General features: G+C 33.8%; 10 protein-coding genes and 4 tRNA genes. All 14 read left to right on the forward strand.

Annotation, left to right across the window (positions count from 1 at the left end; all coding sequences use genetic code 11):
- Window positions 1–5 precede the first annotated feature (5 nt).
- Window positions 6–1,364, forward strand: coding sequence for a replicative DNA helicase (dnaB, locus tag ACSBO6_RS00105; protein WP_025568964.1), 1,359 nt, complete (start codon window positions 6–8; stop codon window positions 1,362–1,364).
- Window positions 1,365–1,615: 251 nt separating this feature from the next.
- Window positions 1,616–2,905: an adenylosuccinate synthase gene (locus ACSBO6_RS00110; protein WP_098844446.1), complete on the forward strand. Its 1,290-nt coding sequence runs from the start codon at window positions 1,616–1,618 to the stop codon at window positions 2,903–2,905.
- Between the two features lie 294 nt (window positions 2,906–3,199).
- Window positions 3,200–3,272 (forward strand) — tRNA-Lys (locus ACSBO6_RS00115).
- Window positions 3,273–3,291: 19 nt separating this feature from the next.
- A tRNA-Glu gene (locus ACSBO6_RS00120) sits at window positions 3,292–3,363 on the forward strand.
- A 22-nt stretch (window positions 3,364–3,385) separates the two neighbouring features.
- Window positions 3,386–3,461, forward strand: a tRNA-Asp gene (locus ACSBO6_RS00125).
- Window positions 3,462–3,467: 6 nt separating this feature from the next.
- Window positions 3,468–3,540: transfer RNA gene (locus ACSBO6_RS00130), tRNA-Phe, on the forward strand.
- Window positions 3,541–4,325: 785 nt separating this feature from the next.
- Window positions 4,326–5,030: a response regulator YycF gene (gene yycF, locus ACSBO6_RS00135; protein ID WP_088012660.1), complete on the forward strand. Its 705-nt coding sequence runs from the start codon at window positions 4,326–4,328 to the stop codon at window positions 5,028–5,030.
- Window positions 5,030–6,865: a cell wall metabolism sensor histidine kinase WalK gene (gene walK, locus ACSBO6_RS00140; RefSeq protein ID WP_098844448.1), complete on the forward strand. Its 1,836-nt coding sequence runs from the start codon at window positions 5,030–5,032 to the stop codon at window positions 6,863–6,865. Before yycF ends, walK begins: the two co-directional genes overlap by 1 nt.
- Window positions 6,862–8,217 carry a YycH family regulatory protein gene (locus tag ACSBO6_RS00145; protein WP_098844451.1) on the forward strand — a complete coding sequence of 452 codons (1,356 nt, stop codon included), beginning with the start codon at window positions 6,862–6,864 and terminating at the stop codon, window positions 8,215–8,217. The genes walK and ACSBO6_RS00145 overlap by 4 nt, the downstream gene beginning before the upstream one ends.
- Window positions 8,204–9,001: a two-component system regulatory protein YycI gene (locus tag ACSBO6_RS00150; protein WP_098844452.1), complete on the forward strand. Its 798-nt coding sequence runs from the start codon at window positions 8,204–8,206 to the stop codon at window positions 8,999–9,001. The genes ACSBO6_RS00145 and ACSBO6_RS00150 overlap by 14 nt, the downstream gene beginning before the upstream one ends.
- A gap of 2 nt (window positions 9,002–9,003) precedes the next feature.
- Window positions 9,004–9,798, forward strand: coding sequence for an exodeoxyribonuclease YycJ (locus ACSBO6_RS00155; protein WP_098844453.1), 795 nt, complete (start codon window positions 9,004–9,006; stop codon window positions 9,796–9,798).
- 81 nt (window positions 9,799–9,879) lie between these two features.
- Entirely contained in the window at window positions 9,880–10,062 is a 183-nt protein-coding gene (locus ACSBO6_RS00160; RefSeq protein ID WP_098233312.1) for a CxxH/CxxC protein, read from the forward strand.
- Window positions 10,063–10,121: 59 nt separating this feature from the next.
- The gene (gene rlmH, locus ACSBO6_RS00165; protein WP_498843965.1) at window positions 10,122–10,601 is read left to right on the forward strand and encodes a 23S rRNA (pseudouridine(1915)-N(3))-methyltransferase RlmH; all 480 of its coding nucleotides are present in this window, start codon (window positions 10,122–10,124) and stop codon (window positions 10,599–10,601) included.
- A 202-nt stretch (window positions 10,602–10,803) separates the two neighbouring features.
- Entirely contained in the window at window positions 10,804–11,577 is a 774-nt protein-coding gene (locus tag ACSBO6_RS00170; protein ID WP_098844456.1) for a MurR/RpiR family transcriptional regulator, read from the forward strand.
- Window positions 11,578–11,601: the final 24 nt, after the last annotated feature.

Raw genomic sequence — 11,601 nt, forward strand, 5'->3', positions numbered from 1 at the left:
AAGAAATGAGTGATTTGCTAAATGATCGTACTCCACCACAGAATATAGAAGCTGAACAGGCTGTATTAGGGGCCATTCTGTTAGACTCAGAGGCGCTAATATCAACATCAGAACGGCTTTTACCAGATGACTTTTATCGAGCAGCCCATCAAAAAATATTTGAAGCGATGCTCAAGATTGCTTCAAGGAATGAGCCTCTTGATGTTATCACACTAACTTCTGAACTAGCTAATCAAGGTGTGTTAGAAGAAGTAGGAGGAGTATCATACTTAAATGATTTGCTGGCTTCTGTACCAACGGCATCTAACGTTGAATACTATGCAAAGAGCGTTGAAGAAAAATCTACTTTAAGAAGATTAATAAGAACCGCTACAAATATTGTAACCGAAAGCTATGCTCCAGATATTCCAGTAGATGTTGTACTAAACGAGGCTGAAAAAAGTATTCTAAAAGTAGCTCAGCGCACAAACGTTTCTGGTTTTCAAAGTATTAAAGATGTAGTATTTACTACATTTAGTAAGATTGAGACACTATTTAATCAACGCGGCGAAATTACAGGCGTACCTACAGGATTTACTGATTTAGATCGTATGACAGCGGGATTTCAGCCGAACGACTTAATCATAGTAGCTGCTCGTCCTTCAGTAGGTAAAACAGCTTTTGCGTTGAATATCGCACAAAACGTAGCGACTAAAACAGATGAAAATGTAGCAATTTTTAGTCTCGAGATGGGAGCAGATCAACTTGTTATGCGTATGCTTTGTGCAGAAGGAAATATTAATGCCCAAGCATTACGTACAGGTAATCTTGAACAAGAAGACTGGAATAAGCTTACGATGGCTGCTAGTAGCCTAGCTGGAACAGGCATATATATAGATGACACACCTGGTATTAGAGTAAATGACATACGAGCTAAGTGTAGAAGACTGAAACAAGAGCATGGCTTAGGGATGATTCTAATTGATTATCTTCAGCTTATACAAGGGAATGGCAAAAGTGGAGAAAATCGTCAACAAGAAGTATCTGAAATTTCACGTTCTCTCAAAGGACTAGCAAGGGAATTAAAAGTACCTCTAATAGCCTTATCTCAGTTATCACGTAGCGTTGAATCAAGACAGGATAAACGTCCAATGATGTCTGATATCCGTGAATCAGGAAGTATTGAGCAAGATGCCGATATTGTCGCGTTCTTATACCGAGATGATTACTATGATAAAGAATCAGAGAATAAAAATATTATTGAAATTATCATTGCTAAACAAAGGAATGGTCCAGTAGGTACTGTTTCGTTAGCATTCGTAAAAGAATATAACAAGTTCGTAAACTTAGAACGAAGGTTTGATGAGCAAGCACCTGGTGCCTAATAATATTTTCAATTAGTATGATTTCGACTATTTTGTTCTCATTTAAAAAATAATCACATAGTGAATCTATGTGATTATTTTTTTTTGTTAGGGTAAACTACTTTTATCAATTTCTTTAGTTTGTATTTACGAACAAATAAAACTTAGAACATATTTGCTAAAAGAGATTTATTGACAAATTCCGTAAGTTTGATATACTAGTTTTGGTTTTAGTTCGGAAATAGCGTATTTTTAATCGGAGGTGCAGTACATTGTCATCAGTAGTAGTAGTTGGTTCTCAATGGGGAGACGAAGGAAAAGGAAAAATTACTGACTTTTTATCACAACAGGCAGAAGTAGTTGCTAGATATCAAGGTGGTAACAATGCAGGTCATACAATCGTATTTAATGGTGAAAAGTACAAACTTCATTTAATTCCATCAGGTATTTTCTTCTCAGAAAAAATTTGTGTTATTGGAAATGGTATGGTTGTAGATCCTAAAGCTTTAGTGAAAGAGCTAGCATACCTACATGATAAAGGTGTTACAACTGACAACTTGCGTATTAGTAACCGTGCTCACGTAATCTTACCTTATCATTTAAAACAAGATGAGTTAGAAGAAGAGCGTAAAGGTGATAATAAGATTGGTACAACTAAAAAAGGTATTGGACCAGCTTATATGGATAAAGCTGCACGTGTGGGAATCCGTATGGCGGACCTTTTAGATAAAGAAGAGTTTTATGTAAAGTTAAAACGTAATCTTGAAGAGAAAAATAACTTATTTGAAAAAATGTATGATTCAAATTCATTAAATATCGATGAGATTTTTGAAGAATATTATGAGTTCGGACAACAAATTAAAAAATATGTGTGTGATACTTCTGTTGTATTAAATGATGCAATTGATGGTGGAAAACGCGTATTATTTGAAGGCGCACAAGGTGTAATGTTAGATATCGACCAAGGTACATACCCATTCGTTACTTCTTCTAACCCAGTTGCGGGTGGAGTAACAATTGGATCTGGTGTTGGTCCAACAAAAATTAACCACGTTGTTGGTGTATGTAAAGCTTACACTACTCGTGTTGGTGAAGGTGCATTCCCAACTGAGCTTTTCGACGAAGTTGGAAATACAATTCGTGAAGTAGGTCGCGAGTACGGTACAACTACTGGAAGACCAAGACGTGTTGGTTGGTTTGATAGTGTAGTAGTTCGTCACGCTCGTCGCGTTAGCGGTATTACTGATTTATCACTTAACTCAATTGACGTATTAACAGGACTAGAGACTGTTAAAATTTGCGTTGCTTATAAATTCCGTGGAGAAACAATTACTGAGTTCCCTGCTAGCTTAAAACAACTTGCAGAATGTGAGCCAGTTTATGAAGAACTTCCAGGTTGGACAGAAGATATTACAGGAGTAAAAAATCTTGATGAATTACCAGTTAATGCAAGACACTATGTAGAACGTGTGTCTCAGTTAGTAGGTATTCCATTATCTGTATTCTCAGTAGGTCCAGACCGTAATCAAACAAATATCGTACGTAACGTTTACGGAGCTTAATATAATAAAAAGCCCTTAAATAAAATTTTAAGGGCTTTTATTATTTTTTTAAAAAAACTATTGCAAATTTATTTGAAAGTATGATAAGATAAATCTTGTCGTCATAACTAATACATTGTTTATGAATTTTTAATTACGAGCCATTAGCTCAGTAGGTAGAGCACGATCGAATAAACTTCGAAGTAATTACTACAGCGTACTTGTCGAGCTGCTACTTGAATTACGACCTGAGACAAGTACGTCATTAGAGACTAAATAAATTTTTTAAACTGTTTAAGTAATATTTTTAATTACGAGCCATTAGCTCAGTAGGTAGAGCATCTGACTTTTAATCAGAGGGTCGAAGGTTCGAATCCTTCATGGCTCATCTTTTCTTTAATTAATGTGGCCCGTTGGTCAAGCGGTTAAGACACCGCCCTTTCACGGCGGTAACACGGGTTCGAGTCCCGTACGGGTCATCCCTTTATTAAACTTATCTTTGGTCCCGTGGTGTAGCGGTTAACATGCCTGCCTGTCACGCAGGAGATCGCCGGTTCGATCCCGGTCGGGACCGCCATATAATGGCTCGGTAGCTCAGTCGGTAGAGCAGAGGACTGAAAATCCTCGTGTCGGCGGTTCGATTCCGTCCCGAGCCATCATAAAAACTACTGTATATACAGTAGTTTTTTATTTTATATAAACCTTATAGAAATTGAATAAAACAGTTCAAAATTACGGCTCTATACTATTTGTTTGGGTTTGTACACAATTTTAGATAAAAAAACACGTAACATCCAATAATTGTTATACTTGAATTGTCGAGAAACAAGTTAAATGAGTGGAGTTACGTGGAAATAAATTCCATAGTGGCAAAAGTAGAGGAACATAGCGGGGAAATTTGCCATTTTGTTGAAATATTTCGTTATCAAAGAGGCTCAATTGAATGGTTTTCAGCTTTATCATTTCAGGCGATTAAAAGCAGATGGTGTAAGAAAACGAGTAAAATCTAGTTGGGATGATTATGACTGAAAGAAATGTAAGAAAATGCGTCATGTTTTCTATAAAAAGGTTGAAAAATTAACCGAAGAGGATAAATGGTAAATAAAACGCTATTTAAGTTTTCAAAAGAATTAAAACCAGCTTACCAGTTACATCACCTAAAACATTTAACATAGAACCGATTTTACAAAAAAACATACTTAATTTAAAATAGAAGTAAGTGGAGTAGACCTCTAGCAACAAGCTAGAGGTTTTTTTCAAAAATCTAGGTGTATGTAAAAAAAACAACACGTAAAATTGTAGTCATATTATATTTAGAGAGATAGTCCACAAAACGAAATTACTATGAAAAGTTTATTTGTTGCCTAATTTAATAATAAATTGCAAAAGATATGTATAGAATTGATGGTAGCAAAAACTGACTAGAAAAGGAGTGCGGGGAATGAATAAAAAAATATTAATAGTTGATGATGAAAAACCAATTGCAGATATATTGAAGTTTAATTTAGAAAAAGAAGGTTTTGAAATTGTTTGTGCGTATGATGGAGAGGAAGCATTACAAAAAGTAGATGAGTTTCTTCCTGATTTAGTTTTATTAGATATTATGCTACCAATTAGAGATGGTTTAGAAGTTTGTAGAGAAATTAGAAAGAACCATGAAATGCCGATCATTATGATTACTGCAAAGGATTCTGAATTAGATAAAGTACTAGGTTTAGAAATGGGAGCAGATGACTACGTAACAAAACCATTTAGTACACGTGAGTTGCTTGCCAGAGTAAAAGCAAACTTACGTAGACATCAAACAGGAACTACATCTGAAAAAGAGGAGTCAGTTGAAGTTATTATTGGCTCGCTTGTTATTAATCCAAACGCTTATATCGTAACTAAACGAGGCGAGAAGATAGAATTAACTCACCGCGAATTTGAATTACTATATTACTTAGCGAAGCATATCGGACAAGTTATGACGAGAGAACATTTACTTCAAACAGTTTGGGGTTATGATTACTTTGGGGATGTACGAACTGTTGACGTAACAATTCGAAGACTTCGTGAAAAGATTGAAGACAACCCAAGTTATCCACTTTTCATTGTAACAAGAAGAGGAGTGGGATATTACCTACGTGATCCGGAGCAAGATTAATGGCAGCTTATAATAAAGTTGGTTTATTTAAATCAATTGTATTTAAATTTGTACTTGTTTATATTTTACTCATCTTAGTAGCTATGCAAATTATTAGCGTTTATTTTTCGAGAGAACTCGAAAAGCAACTCGTAAACAGTTTTACTGTTGCGATAAACGAACGTGCTAAGCTATTGGCTTATAATATAAAAATTGAGTATGAAAAAAAGAAAACTCTGGACGATCCAGAGGTAAAAGCTAATATCCAAAAAATTGTTTCTGACTTTGGGAAAAATATTGGAATATCAGACGTAAGAGTTATTAACCAAAATAGTGAAGTCATTGCTACTTCAGATTCTAGTAATCGGTCTATTGTTGGAAAAAGGACAACTAATATTTTAGTTAAAAGAGCACTTTTAGTAGGTACTAGAACCGAAAAAGTGTTAATCGATCCTAAAAATGGTCATCGAATGAAAACGATTGTCACTCCAGTAATGGAAGGCGACGAAATTGTTTCAGCCATATATACGAGTGCTTCAATGGAAAGTACTTATGAAAGAATGGAGTTAATTAATCGTATTTTTTCAACTGGTACACTAATAGCAGTCGCGATTACCTCTATTTTAGGGATATTATTGGCTAAGGCAATTACGAAGCCAATCTCTGAAATAAGAAGACAGGCACAAGAAATGGCGAAAGGAAATTTCTCTCGGAAATTAAAAGCCTATAGTGAAGATGAAATCGGTGAATTAACATTATCATTTAATAATCTATCACGTAATTTACAACAAGCTAGAGCTTCAACAGATGGAGAAAGAAGAAAGCTTCAATCTGTACTAGAGCATATGTCGGATGGGGTTATTGCAACTGACCGTAGGGGGAAAATTATTCTCTTAAACGACCCGGCAGAAACGATGCTAAATGTTTCACGTGAAACAGTATTAAATAAATCAATCTTAGAGGTATTAGGAATTGAAAAGGTTAATACTTTAGATGATTTATACGATGAGCCAGATTCAATAATGTTAGATTATAGCGATAATAAGATACCAATGATTATACGAGCTAGCTTTTCAACTATACAAAAAGAGTCTGGTAAAGTTAATGGTCTAATCGCTGTACTTTATGATGTCACTGAACAAGAAAAAATAGATCAAGAACGTAGAGATTTTGTTTCCAATGTGTCACATGAATTAAGAACGCCGCTAACAACGATGAGAAGCTATCTAGAAGCATTATCAGATGGGGCTTGGGAAAATAAAGAAATTGCCCCTAAGTTTTTACAAGTAACTCAAGATGAAACTGAACGAATGATTAGGTTAGTAAATGACTTATTACAATTATCTAAGTTAGATAGTACCGAGTATCGTTTAATGAAGGATTGGGTTAACTTTACGGAATTGTTTAATCGTATAATTGATCGACATGAAATGAGTAAGTCTCAAGAAGTATCGTTCAAACGAGAGTTTATAAGCAAGACAAGATTTGTATTTATAGATGAAGATAAAATTACACAAGTGTTAGATAATATTATTTCAAATGCTTTAAAGTATTCACCAGAAGGTGGGACGATAACTTATCGTATTAAAGAGTCTAGAGATCAAATACTAGTTAGTATTACTGACGAAGGTATGGGAATTCCAAAAGAAAATTTATCCAAGATATTTGATCGTTTTTACCGTGTAGATAAAGCTAGATCGAGACAAGTTGGAGGCACTGGACTAGGGCTTGCTTTGGCAAAAGAAATGATTTATGCGCACGATGGTCATATATGGGCTAAAAGTGAAGAAGGAAAGGGTACAACAGTCTATTTCACACTTCCAGTGGCTGATGACCAAGAGGATGAGTGGGAATGAGAAGAGAACATATAAAATCTGTTATATTAACTACGCTTGTTATAGTAAGCTTAGTTCTTTCATATAGCTTATGGTCATATCAACCAACATATGATGTACTTCAAAATCAAGACTATGTCCAAAAAGTTTCGATTGGTGCGAAACGAGACTTTGGGGACATAGTCATTCCGAATTTGTTAGTTGTTCATGAATCAAATAAAAATTATGAAACAACTAAACAAAGTAACATATCACCAATTTATAGGTCATTGCAGAAATCTGAAATCACAAACTTTGAAAACCTGACAAATAAAACAACTGAAGTTGCCTACCAAACAATAACAAAAGGAAAAAATAAAATAGAAATTATCTTTCCAACTGTAGTGCCGGTGGAGACATTAGGTAAAGTACTTAATTTAGATGCAAAACGATTACAAAATGTTTTATTTGATCGAATTATTATCAATTTATCTACTAAACAAGATTCTTCTGCAAAGATCTACTTTTCAAATGAAGCACAAAATATTCTGTATGGAGCATCCTTTGACAACTCTTTAATTATTACTTCCGTTGAAAAGATAAGAGACAATTACGAAAGCTTTACTGAAAGCTTAAGATATGAGTTAGATTCAGGTAAAATAATTTATCTACCTAAAAAACCAATCAAATTAACAACGATGGAGTTTCTTACAACGGATATAGATGTTGATAAATTAAAAGATGCAATATTTAGTGATCCTTCAAATGTCCGAAGAGAAAGTACTGATTCGGGAGATACTTTCACAGATGGTACTAGGTTAATGTCAGTGTCACCATTAAATCGTTCAATTTCATTCGTTAACCCGACAACAGCTGAAAACAACAATAATCAAAGTCCTAATTTATTAGTTCAAAGAAGCGTTGATTTTATTAATGCTCATGGTGGCTGGACTGATGGATATATATTATCTAGTGTTAAACCAGAGAATAATGAAGTTTCATTTAGACTTTTTGTAAATAATTTACCTGTTTATAATAATTCAACAATTACGACGAGTTGGGGAGTAGATGATATAGAAACCTTTAGACGTCCATTGTATAAATTTACTAGAATCCAGGTGGACAAGAAGGAAAGTGAAATGGAGTTAATGGCTGGTTCTCAAATTATGGAGATCATATCGAATAATAAGTCTATTAACAAATCTCTTATTAAAGATATTAGCTTAGGGTACGAGACGATATTTGATGATGATAAATCAAATATCAATCAACCGTACTATAACAGAGCAATCCAGTTAAAACCTGTTTGGATTATAAATTATGATGATTCATATAAGAAGATTGATCAAGATTTGCTAAGTAGAACTGGGGTGAATATTGTTGGATTGGAGTAGAATCAAAACAATATTTATTTTAACTTTCTTAGTATTAGATTTATTTTTAGCGATTCAATATTATCAAAAGCGAAGTTCCGATCAGTTTGATACGATGGCTGAATCGAGTATTGAGGATCAATTAAAGGAAAATGATATCACATATGTGACATTACCTAAAAATTCTTTAAAGGAATCTTATATATCAGGTAATAGTAAGGATTTCTCGAAAAAAACTGTTGCTGATAGAAAAGGACAGAACATAGAAATCTACAAAGATGTATTACAAAGCCAATTAAAAAAACCAGTTCCCATTGCAACTACAAATAAAATACTCTTTTTAGAAAACTTTGTGAAAGAGCATGTTTGGAATGGTGGTAACTATCGTTATTGTCAAATAGACCAAACAACAAAAACGATATACTTCTGTCAAACCTATAAAGATCGCCTAATTTATAATATCGAAAGCTCAGTAGTTGAAATAAAGTATAACGATAAAAATGAGATTTACGGGTATCGCCAAAGATATTTAGAAAACTTAAAAGAAATGATTGATAAAAAGAATGTGCAAGAAGCTTTACCAGCAATTAAAGCCATTGAAAATTTATTTGTGAAAGATGAGTTAAAACCGAGTGATCGTATTACAAAAGTTGATTTTGGCTATTATACAGTAATCCCATTATCAAATGGAGTTAAGTTCATAGCACCAGCATGGCATATTGTTATCAATGAAAAGCAGGATTACTTTGTAAATGCTATTGAGGGGCAAATAATTAAGATAGATAAAGAGCAATGGAGTGAATAGAGATGAGTCTGCATTTTAGTGTACTTGCAAGTGGAAGTACCGGAAATGCGTTATACGTTGGGACGGAGAAAACGAAGCTACTAGTTGATACAGGACTAAGCGGTAAAGCGATGGAGTCTTTATTTAAAGAAATCAACAGGGATATAAAAGAAGTTTCAGGTATTCTAGTCACGCATGAACATAGTGATCATATTAAAGGACTTGGTGTTCTTGCCAGAAGATATCAAATCCCAATTTACGCGAACGAAAAAACATGGAAAGCAATGAACCATTTAATTGGAGAAATTCCAACAGAACAAAAGTTCATTTTCAACATGGAAACGACGATTCAGTTTGGGGATATTGAAGTAGAATCATTTGGTGTATCACATGACGCTGCTGAACCAATGTTTTACGTATTTCATCACAACGACAAAAAATTTGTTACAATTACGGATACAGGCTACGTGAGTGACCGAATGAAGGGAATCATTTCTAACGCAGATATGTACATTTTTGAAAGTAACCATGATGTCGAAATGTTACGCATGGGTAGATATCCATGGAGTATTAAACGTCGTATATTAAGTGACGTTGGTCATGTATCAAATGAGGATGCTGCACTAGCAATGTCAGATGTAATTGGAGATAAAACAAAACGTATTTATCTTGCTCATTTAAGCCAAGATAATAATATGAAAGAGCTTGCCAGAATGTCTGTTACACAAACATTAGAGGGAAAAGGATTTGAAGTTGGGATGCAATTTGAAATTCATGACACGGATCCTCAAAAACCAACAGATATAGTGTATGTATAAAACAAAGCACATACTTAAGGGGAGAGTTTACTTTCTCCTCTTTTTTATGTTAAAAAAAGGAGCTGTGTATAAATGGAAAAAATGATATTAAGCTGTGATGAGCATATCGAATGGGCTCTTGACGATTTTGTGGATAAGTATAGTGAAACACCTTTGTTGAATAAAGTCGAAAAATCGCATAATATATCCACAACCTGTGAATATTGTCAAAATGATGCCATATATATTGTATCGAACATAGATTCCCCCACTAAATGTGGATAGAAATTGTGGGTATGTGGATAACTTTTGTGTATAACTTGTTTGTAAAGTGAGGATACAGTGTGAATATCTCAATTATCAGTGTTGGAAAGTTAAAAGAGAAGTATTTAAAGATGGGGATCGATGAATACATAAAACGATTATCTAGTTATGCAAAAATGGATATAATCGAAGTTGCAGATGAAAAGGCACCAGAGAATTTAAGTGATGCAGACATGCAAATCGTGAAGGAAAAAGAAGGGGAAAGAATTTTAAGTAAAATAGCAGAAGACACATATGTAATTGCATTAGCAATTAAGGGAAAAGAACATACATCTGAATCTCTAGCAAAAAAATTAGATCAACTTGCTACATATGGAAACAGCAAAGTAGCATTTGTAATTGGTGGTTCATTAGGTCTAAGTGATGCTGTGATGAAAAGAGCGGATGATACATTGTCATTTTCAAAAATGACTTTTCCACATCAATTAATGAAATTAGTTTTAGTTGAGCAAATTTACAGGTCATTTAGAATCAATAGGAATGAACCTTATCATAAATAGATTAGGCTCTTTTTTAGAAGAATAGTTAAAACAGATGGTAAAATTAATATCGTACATGGAGCAAATAATACAAGAAGAAATGTTAGTAGTAAACGATAACTTAAATAGAGTAGAGAATGTTTACAGTGTGACGAAAATTCTAGAGTACGGTTCATGGCTTAGTAGCTAGAGTCACCCCTATAAAAGAGTGGGAGATTAAACTATGATTGACATCAGAAAAATTATTCAAGGAAAGAATCTTTCAGAGGTAGAAATCCAAATAGTGCAATATATCATTAATCATATTGATACAGTTTTGCAAATGGGAGTTCGTAAAATTGCGAAGGAAAATTTTACTTCCCCCGCGACAGTGATTCGCCTGTCAAAAAAATTGGGATATGCCGGATTCGTGGATATGTATTATCAACTGTTGCCATTAGTGAAAAAGGTAGAATTAACAACAAGTGGCGTTGTCGGAGATTTCTTAGAGATTAGTGAAAGAGACTTTTTGAACAATAATTCAATAGAGGATATTCAGTCGTTTATACAAAATGTATTAAATCTGCGTCAAAATTATATTTTTATTTATGCTACTGGTTTTTCAGCTATTGCAGCTGAATACTTGTATAAAAAATTATTAGTATTGGGTAAAAAAACAATCTTTGCAAGTGGTAGTGATTCGATTGGCGTTTTTGAAAATAACCTTGAAGATATTGGTGCTTTAGTGGTTATCTCAAAATCGGGCGAAACACAGTTAATCATTGATAAAATACAGGCTGCAAAAGAGCATAACATTTTTACAGTGTCGTTCACAAAAGAAATAGAAAACCGAATTGCAGGACTTTCTGATTTGAATTTTAAAATCATCGATCATAATAAACTTGATGACCGAAACGTTCTGCCAAATAGCTTTTTTCCAAGTTTGATGTTAATGTTTGAATTTATCGTCAAGCAGTATGTAGAGACGATTATTACCAAAAAGGATAGGAATGAATGAAACGTGTTTCAATATGTGAAACAC

The organism is Bacillus sp. AL-1R (genome assembly GCF_052180195.1).
Lineage (GTDB): Bacteria > Bacillota > Bacilli > Bacillales > Bacillaceae_G > Gottfriedia.